This window comes from Mycobacterium sp. NGS63, from assembly GCF_059812295.1.
The window spans coordinates 186,695-208,725 of sequence record NZ_JCALCJ010000008.1 but is presented as its reverse complement, the minus strand read 5'-3'; the positions used below and the strand labels follow the sequence as shown (position 1 = coordinate 208,725).

The window sequence follows — 22,031 nt, the reverse complement described above, 5'->3', positions numbered from 1 at the left end:
CCAGCATTCCATCCCGGCGCCGGACCTGAAAGGATGCTTCAGCGTGAAGCGACCGAACTTTCTGGTGATCGTGGCGGACGACCTCGGATTCTCCGACATCGGCGCCTTCGGCGGCGAGATCAACACCCCGAACCTGGACCGGCTGGCCTGCACCGGCGTCCGGTTCACCGATTTCCATTCCGCACCGGCGTGCTCGCCGACGCGGGCGATGCTGCTGACCGGGACCGACCACCACATCGCCGGGATCGGCACCATGCTCGAGGTCGCGGCCCCCGCGTTCCGGGGCGCGCCGGGCTACGAGGGCTACCTGAACGAGCGGGTGGTGGCGTTGCCCGAGCTGCTGCGCGACGCGGGGTACCTGACGCTGATGTCGGGCAAATGGCACCTGGGCGACACCATCGAGACGTCCCCGTGGGCGCGCGGATTCGAGCGCTCGTTCGCGTTGCTGCCCGCCGGCGCCAGCCACTACGGGGGCGCCGCGGGCGGCGGGTTCTCGCCGGTGCCAACGCTTTACACCGAGGACGACCACTTCGTCAACGTCGGCGACGACTTCTACTCGTCGGACTCGTACACCGACACGCTGCTGCGGTATCTCGGCGAGCGCTCCGACGACGACGACCGGCCGTTCTTCGCCTACCTGCCCTTCCAGGCGCCGCACTGGCCGCTGCAGGCGCCCGACGAAGACATCGCGACCTACCGCGGCCGCTACGACGACGGCCCCGACGCGTTGCGCGAGGCCCGTCTGGGCGCGCTCAAGAAGCTCGGCCTGTGCCCGGCCGAGGTCGTCGCCCACCCCGTCGTGGCCGACGGCGCCCCCGAGTGGGACGAGATGAACGACGACGAGCGCGCGCGTTCGGCCCGCACCATGGAGGTCTACGCCGCGATGGTGGACCGGATGGACCAGAACATCGGGCGGGTGATCGACTACCTGGCCGGCAGCGGCGAGTTGGACGACACCGTGGTGATCTTCCTGTCGGACAACGGCGCCGAGGGCGCGATGGTCGAGGCGATGCCGCTGCGCGGCGCCCAGATCGCCGCGCAGATCGAAAAGAACTGCGACAACAGCCTCGACAACCTCGGCCGCCCCAGCTCGTTCGTCTGGTACGGGCCCCGCTGGGCGCAGGCGGCCACCGCGCCCTCGCGGCTGCACAAGGCGTTCACCACCGAGGGCGGCATCCGGGTGGTGGGCTTCATGACCTGGCCGGGCTTCACCCGGCAGGCCGAGATCGGCACGGCGTTCGCGACCGTCATGGACATCGCCCCGACCGTGCTCGAGCTGGCCGGCGTCACCCATCCCGGCACCGGCTACCGGGGCCGCGAAATCGAACCCATGCGGGGGCGCTCCCTGGTGACGTACCTGTCGGCGGACAGCGACGCGGTCCACGACGCGCAGACGGGCACGGGCTGGGAGTTGTTCGGGCGCCGCGCGATTCGCCAGGGCGACTGGAAGGCGGTTTACCTGCCCGCGCCGTACGGACCGGGCGACTGGCAGCTCTACGACCTCTCCGCCGACCCCGGCGAGATCGACGACCTGGCCGGGTCGCGGCCCGACAAGCTGGCCGAGCTGCTGGGGCTGTGGGACCGCTACGTCGAGGAGACCGGCGTGATCCTCGACCCGGTCTCCGTGTTCGACGTGGAGCTGTGATGCCCGAGACGACCACGTGCGCGGTGATCGGCGGCGGCCCGGCCGGGATGGTCCTCGGGCTGCTGCTGGCCCGGGCCGGGGTCGAGGTCACGCTGCTGGAAAAGCACGGCGACTTCCTGCGCGACTTTCGCGGCGACACAGTGCATCCGACGACGATGCGGTTGCTCGACGAGCTGGGCCTGTGGGACCGCTTCGCGGAGTTGCCATACACCGCTGTCAGCAACGCGAGGTTCGAATCGAACGGGCGCTCGGTGACGTACGTCGACTTCGGTCGCCTGCGCCAGCCCCACCCGTTCGTTGCGATGGTGCCGCAGTGGGACCTGCTGAACCTCCTCGCCGACGTCGCCCAGGCCGAGCCGAGCTTCACGCTGCGGATGAAGACCGAGGCGACCGGGCTGTTGCGGGAGGGCGGCAGGGTCACCGGGGTGCGCTACGAGGGACCCGACGGCCCGGGCGAATTGCGGGCCGAGCTGACCGTGGCGTGCGACGGCCGGGGGTCGATCTCGCGCCGAGAGGCCGGGCTGAAAACCCGCGAATATCCGGTGAACTTCGACGTGTGGTGGTTCCGGCTGCCGCGCGACGGCGAGGCGAAATTCTCCTTCTTGCCGCGGGTGGGTCCCGGCAAGGCGGTGGGGGTGATTCCGCGGGAGGGCTATGACCAGATCGCCTACCTCGGCGCCAAGGGCACCGACCCCGAGTTGCGTGCCCGCGGGATCGAGGCGTTCCGCCGCGACGTCAGCGCGCTGATCCCCGAGTCGGCCGAGTCGGTGGCGACGCTGACGTCCATGGACGACGTCAAGCACCTCGACGTGCGGGTGGATCGGCTGCGCCGCTGGCACACCGACGGCCTGCTGTGCATCGGCGACGCCGCGCATGCGATGTCGCCGCTCGGCGGCGTCGGCATCAACCTGGCGGTCCAGGACGCCGTCGCGGCGGCAACGATTTTGGCGGAACCGCTGCGGCGGCACCGGGTTTCGGATCGCGACCTGGCCGCGGTGCGCCGCCGCCGCTGGTTCCCGACGGCGGTGACCCAGGCGGTGCAACGGGTGTTGCAGCGACGGCTGGTCGGCCCCCTGCTGCGCGGCGCGGACCCGACGCCGCCCGCGGCCCTCTTGGGTGTGGTGGAACGACTGCCGTGGCTGGCGGTGCTGCCCGCGTACTTCATCGGCGTCGGCGTCCGGCCCGAGCACGCCCCGGCGTTCGCCCGCCGCTAACCGGACGCCTTGGCGCGGTCGGATGCTAGCGTCAAGGCCGTGTCCGGACGCGCGAACTCGGTTCGCATCGGAATCCTGGGTGCGGCACGCATCGCGCCGTTGGCACTCGTCGGCCCGGCCAAGGGAAACACCCACGTCGAGGTGGCCGCCGTGGCCGCGCGGGACGCGTCGAGGGGGCGGGCCTTCGCCGCCAAACACGGCGTCCCGCGGGTGCACGACAGCTACGACGCACTGATCGCCGACCCCGGCCTCGACGCCGTCTACATCCCCCTACCCAACGGTTTGCACGGAAGGTGGACTCGGGCCGCGCTGGCCGCCGGCAAGCACGTCCTGTGCGAAAAACCGTTCACCGCCAACGCCGCCGAGGCCCGGGAGATCGCGCAGATCGCGGCGAATTCGGACCGGGTGGTGATGGAGGCCTTTCACTATCGCTACCATCCACTGACCCGGCGCGCCGAGGAGATCATCGCCTCGGGCGAGCTCGGCGAGATCCGGCACGTGGAAGCCGCCCTGTGCTTCCCGCTGCCCCGGTTCTCCGACATCCGCTATAACTATGCGCTGGCCGGTGGGGCGACGATGGACGCCGGTTGTTACGCGGTCCACATGGTGCGCACCTTCGGCGGCTCGACCCCGGAAGTCGTTTCGGCGCAGGCAAAATTGCGCGACCCGCAGGTGGACCGGGCCATGACCGCCGAGGTGAAGTTCGCCGGCGGTCACACCGGCGTGATCCGCTGCTCGATGTGGTCGTCGCGGCTGCTGCAGATCAACGCGCGCGTGGTCGGTGACCGCGGCGAGCTGCGCGTACTGAACCCCGTCCTGCCGCACGTTTTCCATCGGCTCACCATCCGCTCGGCCGGCGGCAGGCGCGTCGAGCGCTTCCCGCGGCGCCCCTCCTACGCGTATCAGCTCGACGCGTTCGCCGCCGCCGTGCTGCGCGGCGAACCGGTGGTAACCAGCCCGCAGGACGCGATCGAAACCATGACCGTCATCGATGCGATCTACCGCGCCGCCGGTCTCCCGCTGCGCGATCCGAGTTAACCCCTTGGCCCGCCGCCGATTCCGGTGAGCAGGCGGCGGCCGGCCGCGACGCAGGGGCGCAGGCGTTCGGCGGGGCTGACGCCGGCCAGCGCCAGTGACCGCCGCGGCACCTCGATTTCGATCACGACGTCGGAGGGGAGCGCGGCCAGGATGTCGCGCAGCGGCAGTTCGCCCTCGCCGGGAATCATGCGCTCGAACATGGCTTCGCGCATATAGTTGTCGCCACGCGGCCGCAGCGTCGTGTCGCAGAGTTGGGCGTAGCCGATGTGCCCGGCGTCGATCGCCGCGACATCGGCGGCGCCGGATCCGGATCGCACCAGGTGCATGGTGTCGATCAACAAACTGAACTCGGGGCGCGCGACGTGTCGCACGGCGGCCAGCGCGGTGGGCACGTCGCCGACGGTCAGGCCCGGCACCGGCTCCACGACGGCCCGGATGCCGCGCTGGGCGGCGAGATCGGTCAGGATGGCGAACTGGTCGAAGGTGCGGCCGCGATCGGGGTCGAGGCTGACGACGTTGATCCGGGGCACGTCGAGTGCGGCCAACGCATCGAGATCGTCGGCGAACGCGTGCGCCTCGGCGTCGGGCGTGATCAGGAACCCGTCGCCGAGCGAGATCGCCACGCCGCGGTCGCCCATGGCGGCGCGCACGTCGCGCCGCAGCTTCGGATCCTTTAGCGAGAACGGCGGATAGTCGAGCGCAATTAGCGGCGCGCCCCGCACGACGGCCGACATGTACCCGCAGCCGAGATCCGCGGTGAGGTTGACGAATTCGACTGGCGGAAGGCCGAATCCGTTCAGGAAGCCGATGCCGAGCCGGTCCATGTTATGCGGGACGACCCGCCAATTGGGCCAGCTGGTCGGCGGCCTGGGGCGTTTGGGTGGTCAGCGCGATCTTGCCGGAGGTGACCGGTTCCACGATCGTCGGCGCCTCCAGGACGAGATCGTCGCGCACGAACGCCACGTGATCGTGCAGGTGCGCGGCGGTGAATTCCGCCCACGCCGCCGCGGACGGCGGATCCAGGGTCAGGCTCACCTCGTAGAACCCCGACGTCAACGACGTGGGCGGGTCCACGTGCGTCAGCCCGAGCCGCATCGACTCGGGCCCGAGCGTGTAGACGGTGGTCCGCACGAGGTCGCAGGTAACCAGGGAGTTCCCCGGCGCGGCAGGCGCACCCGGATTCGTGGCGGGGCACTTGTCGGGCGCGGTCGGCTGCGACTTCTGCACCGGCCGAATCGGCAACGGCTGGATGGTGACCGCGGGCGCCGGCGGTGGTGTCGTCGTCGGAGCGGCGCTGACGGTTGGCTTGCTGGTGGTGGACGCGGGCGCATGCCGCGCCGAGTGACAACCACACGCCAGCGCGCCGATCAGCAGGATGCTCGCGAGCGTGCGGATGCCCATCGCATCATTCCAGCACAGTTTTCCCGCCCTTTACCGACACTACGAATATAGAGTAGGGTGCGGTCCAACGGATCTGTGATGGACAAACGACGAAAGCCCAACCCCACCGAACGCCGCCGCGACCTCTGCGATGCGGCGATCCAACTGCTGGCCCGCGACGGGGCAAAGGGGTTGAGCCATTTGAAAGTCGACCGGCAGGCCGAGGTGCCGGACGGCACGACCTCCTTCTACTTCCGGACCCGCGCGGCGCTGCTGCGCGCCGTCGCCGAGCGGCTGGCCGAGCTGGATCTTGCGAGCCTGCAGTCCATTGCGGACGGGGCGGACGCGCGTCCGGTGCATCGCCCGTCGCCGTCGCGGCTGTCGCAGGTGGTGATCCAGGCCGGCAGCGAGCCGCAGCTGTCGCGGACGAAGGCCAGGTACGAGCTGACCATGCAGGCCACGCGCGACCCGGCGCTGGCCGCGATCCTGCAGCAGGCCACCGACGGGTTCACCAAGCTGCACCGCGAGATCCTGGTGCAGCTCATGCCGCGCGGCGCCGACCTGGACCCCGGCGTGGTGGAGGACCTGAGCAACATCACGCTCACCTTCATCAACGGGCTGCTGCTGCGCTTCGCGCACGGCGACCGGATCATCGACAGCCCCGAGCAACTCGACGCGATCCTGACGGCCATCGCCACCGGGGTCCTGAAGACGTCGGGCCGGGGCCGGCTGACGGATGCGGGCGGATCCCGTTGAGCGCGCCCGTGGGGTTCGCCGTCGCGGGGCCTTGCCAGGGCACCCGCCGTATGGTTCTCTACGAGAATAGAGTCGGCGAAATGGCGGCGGTAGGAGGGATTTCGTGACGGCGAGCACCGACAGCGACGTTCATTTCGACCCCTATGACGTCGACCTGATCGCCGACCCGTACCCGATGTTCGCCCGCCTGCGGGACGAGGCGCCGCTTTACTACAACGCCGAATACGACTTCTTCGCGCTGAGCCGCTACGCCGACGTCACCAAGGCGCTCGTCGATCACACCACGTTCAGCTCCGCGCGCGGCGCGATCCTCGAACTGATCAAGGCCAACCTCGAAATCCCGTCGGGCATGCTGATCTTCGAGGACCCGCCGATTCACGACGTGCACCGCAAGCTGTTGTCCCGCATGTTCACTCCGCGCCGGATCGGGGCGCTCGAGCCGATGATCCGCGAATTCTGCGCCCAGGCCCTGGATCCGCTGGTGGGATCGGGCCGATTCGACTTCGTCGCCGATCTGGGCGCGCAGATGCCGATGAAGGTCATCAGCTCGCTGCTGGGCATTCCCGAAGACGATCAGGAGTACATCCGCGACCGCGGCAACGCCCAATTGCGCACCGAGGCCGGCAAGCCGATGCGGGCCGCCGAGCAGGGCCTGTCGGTCGGTGAGCAGTTCGAGGCCTACATCGAGTGGCGCGCCGAGCATCCGTCCGACGACATCATGACCGATCTGCTCAACGTCGAGTTCGTCGACGAAAAGGGCATCACGCGGCGGCTGACCCGCGAGGAGATCCTCGTCTACCTCAACGTGGTCGCCGGCGCGGGCAACGAGACCACCACGCGCCTGATCGGTTGGGCGGGAAAGATTCTCGCGGAGCATCCCGATCAGCGCCGCAGCCTCGCCGAGAATCCGCAGCTCATCCCGCAGGCCATCGAGGAGCTGCTGCGCTACGAGCCCCCCGCGCCGCACGTATCGCGGTACGTGACCCGCGACGTCAGTTTCTACGACCGCACGGTGCCCGAGGGCAGCGTCATGATCACGCTCCTCGGGGCGGCGTGCCGCGACGAGCGCCAGTTCGGCGCCGACGCAGGCACATTCAACGTCCATCGCGGCGCCCGCCCACACCTCGCCTTCAGCGTGGGCACCCACTTTTGCCTGGGTTCGGCGCTGGCCCGCCTGGAAGGCCGCATCGCCCTGGAGGAGATTTTGAAACGCTTCCCCGACTGGGAGGTCGATTTGACCAAGGCCCGGCTCAGCCCGACGTCGACGGTGCGCGGCTGGGAGTCCATGCCGGCGCTGGTGGCATCATGACCGGCCGCGTCGCGGGCAAGGTCGCGCTCATCAGCGGCGCCGCCCGCGGTCAGGGCCGCAGCCACGCGGTGCGCCTGGCGCAGGAGGGCGCCGACATCATCGCGTTCGACATCTGCGGGCCGATCGACAACATGGCCTACCCGCATTCGACGCCGGACGATCTCGCCGAAACCGCCGACCTGGTCAAGGCCCTCGACCGCCGCATCGTGGCCGAGCAGGTCGACGTGCGCGACTACGACGGGCTCAAGGCCCTGGTGGACAGCGGGGTCGAACAACTCGGACGGCTCGACATCATCGTCGCGAACGCCGGCATCGGCACCTTCGGCAACAAGCTGCACAAGATTCCGGAGAAAACCTGGCAGGACATGATCGACGTCAACCTCTCCGGTGTGTGGCACACCGTGAAAGCCGGTGTGCCACACATCCTCGCCGGTGAACGGGGCGGCTCGATCGTGCTGACCGGCTCGGTCGGCTCGCACAAGGCGATGGCCTACACCGGCCACTACATCGCCGCCAAGCACGGTGTGCTGGGCCTGATGCGCTCGTTCGCGGTCGAGCTGGGCCAGTACAACATTCGGGTGAACTCGGTGCACCCGAGCCAGGTCAACACGCCGATGACGATGAACGAGATCACCTACAAGCTGTTCCGGCCGGACCTGGAAAACCCCGGGCCCGACGACTTCGCCCCGTTCTCGCAGATGACGCACATGATGCCGGTCCCGTGGGTGGAGGCCATCGACATCAGCAACGCCGTCCTGTTCCTCGCCTCGGACGAATCCCGTTACGTCACCGGCGTTTCACTGCCCGTCGACGCGGGCGCCTTACTCAAATAGGAGACAACTCATGCCTGAATATGATTACGAAAAGCTGAAGAAGGAAGCCGAACAGTACATCCGGTTCGAAAAGGACAAGAAGAACCGGATCGCCTACATCACCTTCGATCGTCCGCAGGCGCAGAACTCCACCACGCTGGGGATGCGGCAGAACTACGCCGACCTGATCCACAAATGCAATGTGGACGATGACGTCAAGGTCGTCGTGATCCGCGGCGAGGGCGAGGATTTCGGGAGCGGCGGCGACCTGCCCGAGCAGCGCCCGATGCTGGAGAACCCGGGCCTGCCCCTGCACCACGAGCTGGCGATCAACGACGACGACGTCAAGTACCCGCCCGGCGGCTCCTACCGCTACCTGTCCACGGTCACCGACTTCTACGCCAAGGCCAGGGCCGGAAACCGTCCGCTGCAGGAGCTTCGGAAGATCAGCATCATCGAGGCCAAAGGCTACTGCTACGGGTGGCACTTCTACCAGGCCGGCGACGCCGACCTGGTGATCGCTAGCGACGACGCGCTCTTCGGGCACCCCGCGTTCCGCTACGTGGGCTGGGGGCCGCGGCTGTGGTGGTGGGCGGAGACGATGGGGCTGCGGAAGTTCTCCGAAATGCTGTTCACCGGGCGGCCATTCAGCGCCAAGGAGATGTACGACTGCGGCTTCGTCAACAGCGTGGTGCCGCGCGACAAGCTGGAGGCCGAGACGGAGAAGTACGCGCTGGCGTGCTCGCGGTCCCGCCCGACCGACACGGTCGCGGTGCAGAAGACCTTCCTGGAGTTGTACAAGCAGCACAAGGGCGAATACTTCGGCAGCCTGCTCACCGGCATGGTCGAGGGCATGCTGCCGATGATCAAGAACGACGCTCAAGAGGTCGACCTCACCGAGGGCACCTTCGAGAAGGGCCTCAACAACGTGGTGAAGGACAACGACCTCAACTTTCCGCCGGAGTGGCGTCTGAGCCGCTCGGGGCGCAAGAAGCCCTGACCCCGGCATGTCGGCGCTGACGGGCATCCGGGTCGTCGAGCTGGCCGAGACCGTCGCGGGGGAGTACTGCGGAAAGCTGCTGGCCGACTTCGGCGCCGAGGTGATCAAGGTCGAGGCGCCGCGGTCCGGCAGCCCCACCCGCGCGCTGGCGCCGGTCCTCGCCGACGGGCCCGAGGGCAGCGCGTTGTTCGCCTACCTGAACACCAACAAGCGCTCGGTGGTGCTGGACGCCGGTCGCCTGGACCTGCTGATCGGGTCGGCCGACGCGGTCATCGAGGACCGCGTGTCGGGACGGTCGGAACAGCATCCGAGCGTGGTGTTCTGCTCGATCACCCCGTTCGGCAACGAGGCGCCCGCCGAGTTCGCGAACGCCAAGAGCAGCAACGTGTTCCACGCCAGCGGCTGGGGCTACCACACGCCCAGCCACGCCGATCCGACCAGGCCGCCGCTGCAGGGGCCGGGGCGATTCCTGGTGGACTACGAGGCCGGCCTGGACGCGGCACTGTGCGTCGTCGCGGCCCTTTTCGGGCGCCTGCACCGCGGCGCAGGCGAGCTCATCGACGTGTCCGAGCATGCCGTGCTGGTCTCCCGCGCCGATTGCATCCTGGGCCGATTCATCACCGGGGAGGTTGCCGCCGAAGGCCACCGCGGCGACTACGACCAGGCCGGCCCGGCCGCGTTCTTCGCCTGCGCCGACGGGTTCGTCTACCTGTACATGACCAGCCGCGCGCACTGGCTCGGCGTGAAAGAGCTGATGTGTCACCCGGATTGGCTGGACGCGTTCGACGACGACTGGCTGGAGTTCTCCGTCACCGCCGAAAAGGTCGCCACGTTTCGGCGGGGCTTCGCCGCGTGGGTCGAGGGCCTGCCCAAGGAAACCGCCGCCGACCGGGCGCAGCGGCTGGGGGTGCCGCTGGTCCCGGTCAACGACGCCGCGGACCTGCACCGCTCGCCGCAGTACCGGCATCGCGGCTTCTTCCAAGAGGCGACCCACCCGGTCTTGGGCACCGCGGCATACCCCACCGTGCCGTACGCGCTCAGCGCGTCGCCGGCCCGGATCGCCGCCGCCGCACCGGCTCTCGGCGAGCACTCGGCGGCGGTGCTGGCTGGCCTGGACAGCCCCCGCACGCCGCCCGCGGTCAGGGCGTCGCAACTCAAGGCGCCCAAGGATGCGCGCGGGGGTCCCCTGGAAGGGGTCCGCGTCGTCGAGCTCACCAAGGTGTGGGCCGGCCCGTACGCCGGCAAGCTGCTGGCGCAGCTGGGCGCCGAAGTGATCAAGGTCGAGACGGTGGCCGCGCCCGAGGAGATGCGTGCCTACGGTGGCACGGACATCGATCACGCCCCCTACTTCCTGAGCATCAACCCCGAGATCCTCAGCGTGGACCTGGACATCAAGTCCGACGAGGCGATGGCGCGGCTGCGTGAGCTGATCGCCCGCAGCGACATCGTCATCAACAACCTGCGGCCGGGCGCGATGGAGCGTCAGGGCCTGGGCTACGAACAGCTCAAGGCGATCAAGCGCGACATCATCTCGGTGTCGATCAAGATGTGGGGCAACGACGGCCCGCTGGGGCACCAGACCGGCTACGCGCCGTGCTTCGCCGCGCTGGCCGGGCTCGCATCGCTGGTCGGCTACCCCGGCGGGCCCCCACTCGGGACGAGCATGCGCTACGGCGATTCCACCGTCGGCGCCGCCGCCGCGTACGCCGCCGTGGTGGCGCTACTGCACCGGGAACTCACCGGCGCGGGGCAATTCGTCGACGTCTCCGCGGTCGAAACGCTGTCCTCGATGATCGGTGACTGCCTGCTGGAACAGAGCCTCACCGGAAACCGCCTCGGCCCCAACGGCAACCACCACCCCGACCTGTGCCCGCACGGGTGCTACCCGTGTAGGGACGATTCCTGGGTGGCCGTGGCCGTGGCCGACGATGCCGAATGGCGCGCGCTGTGCTCAGCGCTGGGCGCCGCGGAGCTGGCCGAGGACGCACCGTACGCCACTCCCGAAGCGCGGCGGCGTCATGTTGAGGCGCTGGACTGTGCGATCGCGCGGTACACCCGGGACCACGACGCCGAGCGGCTCGCGCACACCCTGCGGGCGGCCGGCGTGCCGGCGACCAAGAGCGCCACCGCAATCGACGTGATCGGCGATCAGCGATTGTGGGACCGAGAGTTGTACCGCTTCGTCAGCGATCACCGCGAAGGCCAGCGCCCGATCGTGGGGCCGTCGTGGCGGTTGACGCGGTCGCCGGCGCGGATCGAGCGCGGTGCACCGGATTTGGGGGAGGACAGTGAGTACGTGCTGCGGGAAATCCTGGGGGTCCGAACATGACGACGACACTCGCCGGCACGACAGCCCTGGTGACCGGGGCCAGCAGCGGCATCGGCGCGGCGACGGCGAAGGCGCTGGCCGCCGAAGGCGCCGCGGTGGCCCTGCTCGCCCGTCGCGCCGACCGGCTCGCCGATCTGAAAAGCGAGATCGAATCCGCCGGTGGCACAGCGCTTGTCGTGGCCGCCGACGTCACCGAGGCCGAGGACGTCTCGGCGGCCGTGGCGCGAACGGTCGCCGAGTTGGGGCGCCTCGACACGGTGGTGAACAACGCCGGCCTCATGCAGTCCGGGCCCGCGGCAGAGGCGCGCCTGCAGGACTGGGATCAGATGGTCGCGGTGAACGTGCAGGGGGTCCTCTACGTCACCCGCGCGGCGCTGCCGCACCTGATCGACGCGGCCGCTGGCTCACCGCGCGGCGTCGCCGACCTGGTCACCGTCAGCTCCACGGCCGGCTGGGTGGCCCGGCCCAACACCGCGGTCTACTCGCTGACCAAGTTCGGGGTTAACGCGTTCAGCGAGGGCATCCGTCAGGAGGTGCTCGGGAAGCGGGTGCGCGTCGGGGTCGTCGGTCCGGGGACCGTCGACACGGAGATCTTCAGCCACCTGCCCGCCGCGTCGCAGGAGGCATTCGAGCGCCAGACCGCCGGCATGGTCAAGCTGCGTCCGGAAGACATCGCCGACGCGGTGCTGTACATGGTGACGCGCGACCGGAGGGTCGCGGTCAACCACATGTTAGTGCGCGCGGCCGAGCAGACGTGGTGACCGGCGACCAGTTCGGCCTCGCGATTCCGCCCGACCCCGCGGCCTTATGCAGAAGAGGGGCGCCATTTCTCACCGAGGCGTTTCGGGCATCCGGCACGCTCGCGGACGGCAACGCCGTCAGGGGCATCACCGAGATCCGCGAGTTCGCCGGGGGCAGCACCGGACGCAAGGTCGTGCTGTCGGTGGAGTACGAGCGACACGAGCCCGGCCTGCACAACGACCTGTTCGTCAAGTTCTCGCGCGATTTGGACGATCCGGTGCGCGACCGCGGCAAGACCCAGATGGAGTCCGAGGTCCGGTTCGCCACGCTGTCGCGGGTCCCCGGCTTTCCGATCGCCGTGCCCTCGGTGTTGTTCGCCGACTACGAGCGCCGGAGCGGGACGGGAATTCTGATCACCGAGCGAATCCCCTTCGGCAACAACGGTATCGAACGCCAATACCACAAGTGCCTCGACTACGACATGCCCGATCCCGTCGGCCACTACCGCGCACTGTTGACCGCGCTGGCCCGGCTCGCGGGCCGCTACGGGCGCCTTCCCGCGCACTTTCCGCTGGACCTGGCGGCGGCGACGGTGGGCGAGCGGGCGACGGTGAGCGCCGCCAAACTGGAGCGCCGCGTGGCCCAGCTCGCCGCGTTGGTCGAAGCCCACCCCGGCCTGGTGCCGCACGGCGTCGGCTCACGCGAGTTCCTGGCGCGCTTGCGCGAAGACGTGCCGCGGGTCGCCTTGGCCGAACCGGCGATCATCCGCGGGCTCGCCGCCGACTCCGACTATGTCGCGCTGTGCCATTGGAACGCCAACATCGACAACGCCTGGTTTTGGCGCGAGGGCGACGGCGATCTGCGCTGCGGCCTGCTGGACTGGGGATGCGTCGGCCAGATGAACATGGGCATGGCCATCTGGGGGGCGATGTCGGGCGCCGAAACCTCGATGTGGGATCGGCATCTCGACGACTTGCTGGATGTGTTCGTCGCCGAGGTGCGGCGCTGCGGCGGCCCGCGCCTGGATCCCGACAGGTTGCGCCGGCACACGCTGCTGTACGCCGCGGCGATGGGCGTCGCCTGGCTGCTGGACGTGCCGGCGTTGCTGCACAAGCGATTCGGCACCGCCGCCCCCGCCAGCCGCACGGATCCGCGCATCCGCGACGACGAGAGCGTGCGCGCTCCGCTGCAGATGTTGTCGAACTTGTTGAACCTGTGGCGGCGTCATCGGGTCGGCGATCTGCTCGACGAGGCGCTCGGCGAACGGGACTCGGGGCCCGGATCGATCCGATGGAACCGGACGACGGGTTTCTGCGTCTAACGGAGGCGGGTCCAGGGGCCCGCGAAATTTCTTGTGTCACTTTGGTTTCTGTGGTCACATTTCGGGGTTTCTTGTCGGTGGTGGTTCGTAGTGTCGGGGTATGGGTTGCAGCAGTCGCGAGGAGATCGTCGAAGCGTTCGGCGCGCTCGATGCTGGCCTGGACCGGTTGGGCGGGTTGTCGTTTGACGTGTTGACCACTCCGGAGCGGTTGCGGGTGTTGGAGCGCCTGGAGCGCGCCGCGCGCCGGCTGCGCTCCCCCCAGCACACGCTGATCAACGAGCTCGATGCCCAGGCCGGCCCCGCCGAGCTGGGCGGCAGCCTGCGCACCGCGCTGGCCGACCGGTTGCGGATCACACCGGGCGAGGCGTCGCGGCGCATCGGAGAGGCCGAGGACCTCGGCGCGCGCCGCGCCCTGACCGGACAGCCATTGGCGCCGCGGCTGGACGCGACGGCGGCGGCGCAGCGCGACGGGCTCATCGGCGACGGGCACATCAAGGTCATCCGCGACTTTTTCGCCCACCTGCCCGAGCAGGTCGACGCCGCCACCCGGGCCGCCGCCGACCACGACCTGGCAACCAAAGCCACCCAGTACCGCCCCGACGAGGTCGCCAAGTATGCGAGACGGATCCTGGATTGGCTGCACCCCGACGGCGACCTCAGCGACCGCGAGCGCGCCCGCCGGCGCGGCATCGTCTTCGGCAAGCAGGAATTCGACGGCATGTCACGCATCAGCGGGCTGGTCACCCCGGAGTTGCGCGCGGCCATCGAGGCGCTGTTGGCCAAGCTGGCCGCCCCCGGCGCCTGCAACCCCGAGGACGAAAAGCCGGTGGTCGACGATCCTCCGGATGAGGCCGCGGTGCGCCGCGATCACCGTTCGACAGCTCAGCGCAACCACGACGCGTTCGTGGCCGCGCTGCGCGCCCTGTTCGCCTCCGGCAAGCTGGGCAGCCACAACGGGCTACCGGTGGGGATCGTGGCCATCGCCTCGCTGCGCGAGCTCGAGGCCGCCGCCGGCAAGGCGCTGACCGCCGGCGGGAGCCTGCTGCCGATGGCCGACGTGATCCGCATGGCCGCCCATGCCCATCACTACCTGGCGATTTTCCACGACGGCAAACCGCTGGCGCTGTATCACACCCAACGCGTGGCCTCTCCGGCGCAGCGAATCGTGTTGTACGCCAGGGACCGTGGGTGCACCAAGCCGGGCTGTACCGCCCCGGCGTATCACAGCCAGGTCCACCACGTAAACGGCTGGCAAGCCACCCGGCGCACCCACATCGACGAACTCACCCTAGCCTGCGGCCCCGACAACCGACTCGCCGAGGAAGGCTGGACTACGCGCATCAACGCCCAAGGCCAAACCGAATGGATCCCACCCGCACACCTGGATCACGGGCAGCCCAGAACCAACGCCTATCACCACCCCGAACGCTTCACCGAGGACGACGAAGACGACCCCTAGTCGTGCCAGGACGGGCCGGCCGTCAGCACATCGGCTCCGTCGTCGGTGATGTGGACCGTGTCGCGGCGGAACACCGCCCCGACGCCCTCCTGCCACACGTAGCCGGTAAGCGCCAGCATCATTCCGGCGTCCAGGTGGTCGGCGGTGGACGCGAGCGCCTCCGTCACGACCGGCGGATCGAAACCCAGCCCCAGGCCGTGCGCGACCGGCATCGGCGGCAGCGGCTCACCGACCGCCTCGTAGGCGGCCAGCACAGCGCGCGTCGGCGCACCTGGGCGGCAGGCGCCAAGCATGCTGTCGTACAACGCATCCGAACGCGCGAACAGCGGATGGGTCGAACCGTCGAAGTCGCGGCCCGCAACCCAGGTCCGGCCCACCTCGCCGACGTAGCCGTCGGCCAGCGCCCCGGCGGCCAGCGCGACGAGATCGCCCGGCTGCACCGGTCGATTGGCGCGCCGCCACGGGTGTTCCCGCGACGTCACCCAGGCCACGTCCTGGGTGGCCGGGGTACTGACCCCGCCGGCCGCCATGGCCTCCAGCGCGGCCCCGGTCAGCGTCCGCTCGGCGACGCCCGGCCGCAGCTCGGCGACGGCGGCGGCCAATCCACGTTCGGCCACGCGAAGCGACGGACCCATCGCCGCGATTTCGTCGGGCGTCTTGATGCGTCGCGCCGCCGCCATGGCGGGCTCGCCGTCGACGAGCTCCGCGTTGGGGAAGGCCTCGGGCAGCAGAGCCGCGAAAGTCGGTGTGATGGCGTCGGTTCCGACCCGTCGTGCGGTCGCCGCGCCGTCGACGTTCTTCAACACCTCGATCAGGGTCATGGGATTCCAGGCCAGCCCGTAGAGCCGGCCGCGCCCGATTTCCTCCGGCACCCCCTCGTCGTCGGTGCTGTTGAGATAGATCTCCCCGGAGGCCCGCACCACGACGCAGACCGGGCCGAACGGCCGTGTCCCGGCGATCCACAGCTGTGGTGCGCCGGTGACATAACGGACGTTGGCCTGGCGGCCCAGCACCAGGATGTCGAGGTCGTGCGCGTCCATCTGGGCCAGCGCCCGTTCCCGACGCCCCGCCCGCAACCCCAGGGGATCGGGCGCAACCTCAGTCGCCATAGGGGGCATACGGGTAGTCGGTGATCGGCGTGTAGCCGTCGTCGGTGATCACCACGATCTCCTCACTGCGGTAGCCGCCCGTGCCGTCCTCCCACACGACCGGTTCGAGCACGAGCACCATGCCCGGCGGGAAGACGAAGTTGTCGTCGAATTCCTCGCCGAGATCCGTTCCGATCATTGGGGATTCGGCGGGATAGGTGCCGATCCCGTGACCCAGATAGAAGTGCGGCAGCCACGGCTTGCGGCCGCCGTTGGCGGCGATCGCCGCCCGCGCGAGGTCCCCGGACGTGACACCGGCCTTGGTCACGGCGAGCACCTCGTCGAGGATCGCCCGCCACCGCCGGAACTGGTCCCGCTGCCGCGGCGAGGGTTCGGCACCGACCAGCCAGGTGCGCCCGAAGTCCGAGCAGTATCCGGCGTAGCTGATGCTGATGTCGGTCCACAGCACGTCGCCGGCCTCGAGTTCGCGGGCCGTGGGAAGCAGGGGCAGCGCGAGGTCGCCGTGGGTGGTCCACACGCCGGCCTCCCGGGACTGGGGCATCACCTGCCAGATGGCCTCGAGCATGTTGGTGGTGGCGCCCAGCTCAAATGCGCGCCGCACCAGCTGCGCCGACAGGTCGATCTGCCGCACCCCCGGCGCCAGCGCCGCCTGCACGTCGGCCACCGCCCGCTCGGTGATGCGGGTGGCCCGGCGCAGGCAGGAAAGCTCGTCGCGCGTCTTGACCAGCTGCGCGGCACCCACCACGATCGCCGCGTCCGATGGCGGCCCCGACGGGAACAGCGTGGCCGCCGAGCGCCGCATCGCACCGGTGAGCTCGTCGACGGCCACGGACGCGCCCCGGGGGATCAATTCGGACAGCGCGTGCGCGAAATCCGCTACGCCCTGGTCGAATTCGAGATACACGGGTCCGTGCAGATGGTCGGCGGGTACGGGCGGATCGGGCGGCTCCAGGAAGGAACCGGCGCGATGCGGCAGGAACAGATGCGGATGCTCGTCGTCGGCCAGGACGACGGCCACGGGGCGCTCCACGTGCGAAAGGCCCGCGTCGAGCAGCGGCCAGCTGGCCCCCGTCGCATACCCGACGTAGCCGTTCATCAGCAGGACGAGCGCGTCGACGCCGTGCTCGGCCATCGCCGCGCGCAGCCGCGCGCCGATCTCGGCCCGCATCCGCGCAAAGTCCGGCTCGTCGGGAATGTCGAAACCCGAGCCGCGGGCGGTGAGCGAATTAGTCAAGACCCAGAAACCTTTTGATATTGCCCCCGACGACACGGACGGCGTCCTCGGGGCCGACGGCGTCGACCACCGCGGCCAGCGACCTCTCCGAGTAGCCGAAAGTGCTCTCGTTGTGCGGGTAGTCGGACGACCACATCACCTTGTCGATCCCGATCTCGCCGATCTGGTTGAGCCCCAGGCCGTCGACCATGAACGAGGCGCACATGTGGGTGTCCCAGTAGTAGCGGATGTCGTGTTCGGGGTGCCGTTTGAGCATGTGCCGATACGACGCGAGCACGTGCTCGGCATCCTGCAGAGTCGTTGGGACCCAGGCGATTCCACCCTCGAACCAGCCGACGCGCAGGGCGGGATGACGGTCGAGGATGCCGCCGAAGACATACTTGGAGAACATCTCCCGGAACGAGTCGATGTTGACCATCATGGCCACCGCCACGCTGTTGACCTCGCTGGGGCACTTGGGCTGGCTTTCGCCGATGTGATGGGTGACCGGCAGGCCGGCCTCCTCGATCTCGTCCCACACGGCGCTCATCGCCGTGCTGGAGAAGTCGATGACGTGGCCGTTGTCGTCGTTGCCGGGGTTGAGCGGCATCAGAAACGTCTTGAGCCCCAACGCTTTGAGCTCCGCCAGCGTGCGCCGGGCCCCGCGCGGGTCCCACCAGTTGATCAGGCCGACCCCGTAGCAGCGGCCGTTGGATCGCTCCTGGACGCCGGCGATGTGCTCGTTGTAGATCCGCAGAATCCGCTCGCGCAGGTCCTTGTCGGGATAGTGGAACAACGCCAGCACCGCGTTGGGGAACACCAACTCCTTGTCCACCCCGTCCTCGGCGAGTTCGCGGATCCGCGCGTCGACGTTGTTGGTGGCCGCGCCGGCCAGATCGTCGTATTGCATGAGCACCGCGCTGAAGTCGCCGACCACCATGGATTGCCCGGGGCGGCCGAGCAGGTAGGCGCCGTCCTCGTACCAGATTCGCGGCGCGTGCTCCTTCAGGTCGTCGGGAAAGTTCTCGTAGAAGATGTCGTCGGCCACCGAAATGTGGTTGTCGGCGGAGAAGACCTCGGTGCCGGCGGGCAGCCCGGTCACCGATTGCGCGGCGTGGCCGCGGCGGTGCTTGGGCGCGCCGATCACGCCCTCGGGATACACGGTTTGACGTGACATCATCGTCCCTCCCTTCCGCTCAGTATGCCGAGCTGCTCGAGGCCGTCGAGGTACTTCTCGATCAGCTCCTTCGACAGGTGGGGAATCGCGCGGCCCGCCCCGTCCACCGCCGACCGGAAGCGCTCGCCGGGAACGGGGGAGCCGGGGACGGCGGGCATGGGCTCGCGGTACACGTCGAGCACGGCCAGCACCGACTGCGCGCGCCGGGTTTCCGGCAGCGCCCGCATCGCCGTCTCGAAGCGGGCCAGCCAGGTCTGGTAATCGTCAATCCGCTCAACGGGATACCCCGCGGCGACGATCCAGTCGACGAACGTGTCCAGCGAGATGCCGTCGTCGTGCGGGTTGGTGGTGTTGAACGTGACGAAATCGCTTCCGCGCCGCGGGCCGATCGTGGCGATCGCATCGGCCAGGAAATCCACGGGGAGGCCCTCGTAGTGCGGGCGCGCGCCCCCGCCACGGTAGAACGACCGCGGCGCCACACCGGTGGCGACCAGGCTGAACAGCAGCCGGGTGAAGATGTCGGGCACGTTGAGCTGCCCCGCATACCGGGTGTCGGCCAGGATCATGCCCGGCCGGAACACCGCGACGGGCAGGCCGCACAGGTCATGCGCCTCGCGCATCAGCACCTCGCCCGCCCACTTGCTGATCGCGTAGCCGTTGGCGTAGGCGTCGCCGACGGTGCAGGCGGGCACCGCGCGCCGGATGTCGGTGTCTTCGTCGACGAGGTAGTCCGCGGCGGCGGTGACGCCGAGCGTGGAAATGTAGTGAATCGGCTTGAGCCGGGCGGTGATCGCGAGCCGGATCGCCTCGGCGGAACCCACGACGTTGGGGCCGAACAACTGGTGGTAGGGCAGCAGGTGGTTGACGTGAGCCGCCGGATGCACGATGAGGTCGACGGTCGCGGCCAGGCGCTCGAACGTGGCCTGATCCAGCCCGAGGTTCGGCTCGCCGATGTCGCCGGCCAGCACCTCGAGGTGCCCGTCGGCGAGTCGCCGGAATTCCGCGAGCAGATCGGGGTTGGTCCCCAGCCCGGCCTCGATCCGCTCCCGCGCCCGCGCGTGGTCGGCGCCGCGCGTGACGCAGACGAGTGTGCCGCCCGCAGCGGCCAATTCCCGTAACCATGTCATGGCGAGGGAGCGGCCGAGGAAGCCCGTCGCGCCGGTGAGCAGCACCGTGCGGACGTCACCGGCGCACCCGGGCAGCGACGCCGCGGTCTTCAGGGTGGCAGCGTCGATGAACTTGTCCAGGGTCAGCTCCGCGGCGCGCACCGTGCCGCTCTCGCGCATTCCCGCGTGTACCGACGCGCATGCCGGCCGCTGGGCGCCGTCGGAGTTGCGATGGCGTTCGATGTGATTGGCCACAGCGAGCAGGTCGCCGGCCGGATCCACGACCACGCCCACCGGAACCTCGATGCCGTAGATGTCGGCGAGCAGCGTCGAAAAGGTCAGCGCCGAAAGCGAATCGCCACCCAGATCGATGAACCGCGATTCGGGGGAGACGTCGGCGGCCGCCACGCCGAGCGTGGCCTGCACCGCCCTGCCGACGGTCGCCAGTACCGGCTGGTCCGCGCCGCCGGCGCGCAGCGCGCGCAGCCGGCCGAGCTGATCGTCGGCCATCCGCGCGTACAGCTGCTCGAGGCGGTCCCCGTAGCGGGCTTTGAGCTTGGGCCGCAAGAACTTTCCGACACCCGACAGCAGGCCGTTGGCCAGGCTGAACGGCTCGGTCTCGATCAGGAAGTCGCGGGGGATCTCGTAGCCGTTGAGCTGGTTGTCGCGCGCGATCTGGCGCAGCGACGCCGCGATCGCCGCCGGGTCCGCCGGGTCGTCGGTGGGCACGATCACGGCGAGCAGGAAGGAACGTTCGCTGTTGCCGTAAACATAGATCTGGTGGATCAGCGGGCTCGTGGCGTACAGCGCCTCGAGCCGCGACACCGCGACGAATTCGCCCTGCGCCAGCTTGATCACGTTGTTGCGCCGATCGACGTAGCGCAAGCGGTCCGGGCCGAGCTCGGCCATGATGTCGCCGGTCTTGTAGTAGCCGTCCTCGTCGAACATCGTGGCCGTCAGGTCCGGACGGTTGTAGTAGCCGGCCATGAAGCGGGACGTTTTGACCGCCAATTCGCCTCGGGGATAGGGCTTGTCGGTGTTGAAGTAGCCGAACTCGGGGACGTCGAGCAGCTTGTAGTCGATCACCGGCGGCCGCAGCACGTGCTCGTCGGCCACGACCATGCCGCCGGCGATCTCGGTGGACGAATAGCCGATCAGCAGGTGCTGGTCGAGGACCGCCTCCATGAACGTCTTGATCTCGGGTGACAGCGCCGCCGAGCCGCAGCCCACGGCCAGCACGCGGCCGCCCAGGATCTGCTCGCGGATGGCGGTGGTGAGTTCCTCGGCGGCCTCGCCGGGGTCGCCGGCGGACGGGGTGCGGCGGTCCAGCTCGCGCTGGTAGTGGTGGTAGAACATCTCGCAGACGCGCGGCACCAGGCTCATCGACGTGGGCCGCACCATGGCCAGGTCGTCGAACAGCGTCGAAAGGTCGCTCTTGGCGGCGAAATAGCTGACGCCGCCGTTGGCCAGCGTCAGGATGACGTAGCCATAGCCGATCAGGTGGCTCATCGGCATGTAGCTCAGCGTGATGACGGGCTGGTCCGACTGGGCGAGCCAGGTGCCGATGCACAGGCTCTCGGTGAACATCGCGCCCTTGGGGGTTCCGGTGCTGCCGGAGGTGTAGAACACCCACGCCAGTGGGTCTTCGCCGGCCGGGGCGACATGCAGCGGCGCGGGCTCCAATGACTTCCCCCGCGCCACAACGTCGTCGAACGTCTCGACGTCCAGGCCGCCGCCCGCCACGGCCAGCCGGGCGCGCGCGGCCTCGTAGGTGGCGTGCTGGTCGTGGTCGCGGGGCTCGTAGTCGAACACGATGAGGCGGTGCGGTGCGGTGCCGGCCAGGACCGCCTCGACGGCGGTGTCGAGGTTGTCGATGCCGACGGCGAGGATGCGCGGGCGGGTCTCGGCGAGGATCGGCGCGTGCTGGGTGGCCGGGGCGCTCGTCTGCAATGGCACCACCACCGCACCCAGATGGATGCAGGCGCATTCGATCGCCGTGTACTCGATGCTGGCGAACCCCAGCACGCACACGAAGTCCCCGGCGCGGACGGGATGGCGTTCGTGGTGGTGCCACTCGGCGGCGGCGGCCCGCACGCGCGCCCACAGGTCGGCGTAGGTGATGGTGTCGAAGCGCGGCAACAGATGCAGAGCCGGCTTCCCGGTGGCGGGATCGGTGAGGATTTCGCGCGCGCGCTGCCCCAGCGCGGGCCGGTCGGCGTAGCCCCGTAGGACGGTCGCCATCACCTCGGCGATCCGCAGCCCGGGCGCGCGTGCCGCCGCGGCGACCTCGTCGTCCGGGCGGGTGATGCGGAACTGCTCGTCCTCGGCGTACAACCGCTCGCGCCGGCGCGCCAATCGTTCCCATTGGTCCTGTTGTGCCCCGGGATCTTTGACATCGGTGCGACCGACAAACGCCATAGCT

At 69.4% G+C, this 22,031-nt stretch carries 17 protein-coding genes; 11 read left to right on the top strand and 6 right to left on the bottom strand.

The features are described 5' to 3' along the window. Positions 1-43: 43 nt before the first annotated feature. Genes AC5Y4Z_RS20820 through AC5Y4Z_RS20810 form a run of 3 tightly spaced genes read left to right on the top strand, consistent with a single transcriptional unit; the run spans position 44 to position 3,897 of the window. The gene (locus AC5Y4Z_RS20820; protein ID WP_499966641.1) at positions 44-1,645 is read left to right on the top strand and encodes an arylsulfatase; all 1,602 of its coding nucleotides are present in this window, start codon (positions 44-46) and stop codon (positions 1,643-1,645) included. Then, positions 1,645-2,859, top strand: a complete 1,215-nt coding sequence (locus AC5Y4Z_RS20815) for an FAD-dependent oxidoreductase (protein ID WP_499966640.1) — start codon at positions 1,645-1,647, stop codon at positions 2,857-2,859. Before AC5Y4Z_RS20820 ends, AC5Y4Z_RS20815 begins: the two co-directional genes overlap by 1 nt. Positions 2,860-2,898: 39 nt before the next feature. Then, entirely contained in the window at positions 2,899-3,897 is a 999-nt protein-coding gene (locus AC5Y4Z_RS20810) for a Gfo/Idh/MocA family protein (RefSeq protein ID WP_499966639.1), read from the top strand. Here AC5Y4Z_RS20810 and AC5Y4Z_RS20805 read toward each other — a convergent pair. Both AC5Y4Z_RS20805 and AC5Y4Z_RS20800 read right to left on the bottom strand, forming a co-directional pair. Continuing rightward, positions 3,894-4,721 carry a sugar phosphate isomerase/epimerase family protein gene (locus AC5Y4Z_RS20805; protein WP_499966638.1) on the bottom strand — a complete coding sequence of 276 codons (828 nt, stop codon included), beginning with the start codon at positions 4,719-4,721 and terminating at the stop codon, positions 3,894-3,896. The genes AC5Y4Z_RS20810 and AC5Y4Z_RS20805 overlap by 4 nt on opposite strands. 1 nt (position 4,722) lies before the next feature. Then, positions 4,723-5,298, bottom strand: a complete 576-nt coding sequence (locus AC5Y4Z_RS20800; RefSeq protein WP_499966637.1) for a SecDF P1 head subdomain-containing protein — start codon at positions 5,296-5,298, stop codon at positions 4,723-4,725. 78 nt (positions 5,299-5,376) lie between these two features. Here AC5Y4Z_RS20800 and AC5Y4Z_RS20795 point away from each other — a divergent pair, with 78 nt between their 5' ends. The 8 genes from AC5Y4Z_RS20795 (at position 5,377) to AC5Y4Z_RS20760 (ending at position 15,004) form a co-directional block, all read left to right on the top strand. Further along, positions 5,377-6,033 (top strand): TetR/AcrR family transcriptional regulator, encoded by a 657-nt coding sequence (locus AC5Y4Z_RS20795; protein ID WP_499966636.1) that lies wholly within the window; start codon positions 5,377-5,379, stop codon positions 6,031-6,033. A 103-nt stretch (positions 6,034-6,136) separates the two neighbouring features. Further along, positions 6,137-7,342 carry a cytochrome P450 gene (locus AC5Y4Z_RS20790; protein WP_499966635.1) on the top strand — a complete coding sequence of 402 codons (1,206 nt, stop codon included), beginning with the start codon at positions 6,137-6,139 and terminating at the stop codon, positions 7,340-7,342. Beyond that, entirely contained in the window at positions 7,339-8,175 is an 837-nt protein-coding gene (locus AC5Y4Z_RS20785; RefSeq protein ID WP_499966634.1) for a mycofactocin-coupled SDR family oxidoreductase, read from the top strand. The genes AC5Y4Z_RS20790 and AC5Y4Z_RS20785 overlap by 4 nt, the downstream gene beginning before the upstream one ends. Positions 8,176-8,185: 10 nt before the next feature. Further along, positions 8,186-9,154 carry an enoyl-CoA hydratase/isomerase family protein gene (locus AC5Y4Z_RS20780; protein WP_499966633.1) on the top strand — a complete coding sequence of 323 codons (969 nt, stop codon included), beginning with the start codon at positions 8,186-8,188 and terminating at the stop codon, positions 9,152-9,154. Between the two features lie 7 nt (positions 9,155-9,161). Beyond that, on the top strand, positions 9,162-11,483 hold the full coding sequence (locus AC5Y4Z_RS20775) for a CaiB/BaiF CoA-transferase family protein (RefSeq protein WP_499966632.1): 2,322 nt from the start codon (positions 9,162-9,164) through the stop codon (positions 11,481-11,483). After that, positions 11,480-12,244, top strand: coding sequence for an SDR family NAD(P)-dependent oxidoreductase (locus AC5Y4Z_RS20770; protein WP_499966631.1), 765 nt, complete (start codon positions 11,480-11,482; stop codon positions 12,242-12,244). The genes AC5Y4Z_RS20775 and AC5Y4Z_RS20770 overlap by 4 nt, the downstream gene beginning before the upstream one ends. Then, complete coding sequence (locus AC5Y4Z_RS20765; protein ID WP_499966630.1) at positions 12,241-13,545, top strand: hypothetical protein; 1,305 nt, start codon at positions 12,241-12,243, stop codon at positions 13,543-13,545. The genes AC5Y4Z_RS20770 and AC5Y4Z_RS20765 overlap by 4 nt, the downstream gene beginning before the upstream one ends. Positions 13,546-13,645: 100 nt before the next feature. Further along, positions 13,646-15,004 carry an HNH endonuclease signature motif containing protein gene (locus AC5Y4Z_RS20760; RefSeq protein WP_499966629.1) on the top strand — a complete coding sequence of 453 codons (1,359 nt, stop codon included), beginning with the start codon at positions 13,646-13,648 and terminating at the stop codon, positions 15,002-15,004. On the opposite strand, the gene AC5Y4Z_RS20755 is transcribed toward AC5Y4Z_RS20760, so the two are convergent. From AC5Y4Z_RS20755 to car, 4 genes are read right to left on the bottom strand one after another with little or no spacing between them, the layout of a single operon-like run. After that, on the bottom strand, positions 15,001-16,113 hold the full coding sequence (locus AC5Y4Z_RS20755) for a M24 family metallopeptidase (RefSeq protein WP_499966628.1): 1,113 nt from the start codon (positions 16,111-16,113) through the stop codon (positions 15,001-15,003). The two genes, AC5Y4Z_RS20760 and AC5Y4Z_RS20755, sit on opposite strands and share 4 nt — an antisense overlap. After that, on the bottom strand, positions 16,103-17,347 hold the full coding sequence (locus AC5Y4Z_RS20750; RefSeq protein WP_499966627.1) for a M24 family metallopeptidase: 1,245 nt from the start codon (positions 17,345-17,347) through the stop codon (positions 16,103-16,105). Before AC5Y4Z_RS20750 ends, AC5Y4Z_RS20755 begins: the two co-directional genes overlap by 11 nt. Beyond that, the gene (locus AC5Y4Z_RS20745) at positions 17,340-18,506 is read right to left on the bottom strand and encodes an amidohydrolase family protein (protein WP_499966625.1); all 1,167 of its coding nucleotides are present in this window, start codon (positions 18,504-18,506) and stop codon (positions 17,340-17,342) included. The genes AC5Y4Z_RS20750 and AC5Y4Z_RS20745 overlap by 8 nt, the downstream gene beginning before the upstream one ends. Continuing rightward, the gene (car, locus tag AC5Y4Z_RS20740; RefSeq protein WP_499966623.1) at positions 18,503-22,027 is read right to left on the bottom strand and encodes a carboxylic acid reductase; all 3,525 of its coding nucleotides are present in this window, start codon (positions 22,025-22,027) and stop codon (positions 18,503-18,505) included. The genes AC5Y4Z_RS20745 and car overlap by 4 nt, the downstream gene beginning before the upstream one ends. Between the last annotated feature and the right edge of the window lie 4 nt (positions 22,028-22,031).

Excerpts from the sequence above, each read along its gene's own strand:
- AC5Y4Z_RS20780 (WP_499966633.1), top strand. The coding sequence starts at position 8,186 with ATGCCTGAATATGATTACGAAAAGCTGAAGAAGGAAGCCGAACAGTAC.
- AC5Y4Z_RS20815 (WP_499966640.1), top strand. The coding sequence starts at position 1,645 with ATGCCCGAGACGACCACGTGCGCGGTGATCGGCGGCGGCCCGGCCGGG.
- AC5Y4Z_RS20745 (WP_499966625.1), bottom strand. The coding sequence starts at position 18,506 with ATGATGTCACGTCAAACCGTGTATCCCGAGGGCGTGATCGGCGCGCCC.
- car (WP_499966623.1), bottom strand. The coding sequence starts at position 22,027 with ATGGCGTTTGTCGGTCGCACCGATGTCAAAGATCCCGGGGCACAACAG.
- AC5Y4Z_RS20775 (WP_499966632.1), top strand. The coding sequence starts at position 9,162 with ATGTCGGCGCTGACGGGCATCCGGGTCGTCGAGCTGGCCGAGACCGTC.
- AC5Y4Z_RS20800 (WP_499966637.1), bottom strand. The coding sequence starts at position 5,298 with ATGGGCATCCGCACGCTCGCGAGCATCCTGCTGATCGGCGCGCTGGCG.
- AC5Y4Z_RS20755 (WP_499966628.1), bottom strand. The coding sequence starts at position 16,113 with ATGGCGACTGAGGTTGCGCCCGATCCCCTGGGGTTGCGGGCGGGGCGT.
- AC5Y4Z_RS20795 (WP_499966636.1), top strand. The coding sequence starts at position 5,377 with ATGGACAAACGACGAAAGCCCAACCCCACCGAACGCCGCCGCGACCTC.
- AC5Y4Z_RS20785 (WP_499966634.1), top strand. The coding sequence starts at position 7,339 with ATGACCGGCCGCGTCGCGGGCAAGGTCGCGCTCATCAGCGGCGCCGCC.
- AC5Y4Z_RS20760 (WP_499966629.1), top strand. The coding sequence starts at position 13,646 with ATGGGTTGCAGCAGTCGCGAGGAGATCGTCGAAGCGTTCGGCGCGCTC.
- AC5Y4Z_RS20805 (WP_499966638.1), bottom strand. The coding sequence starts at position 4,721 with ATGGACCGGCTCGGCATCGGCTTCCTGAACGGATTCGGCCTTCCGCCA.
- AC5Y4Z_RS20770 (WP_499966631.1), top strand. The coding sequence starts at position 11,480 with ATGACGACGACACTCGCCGGCACGACAGCCCTGGTGACCGGGGCCAGC.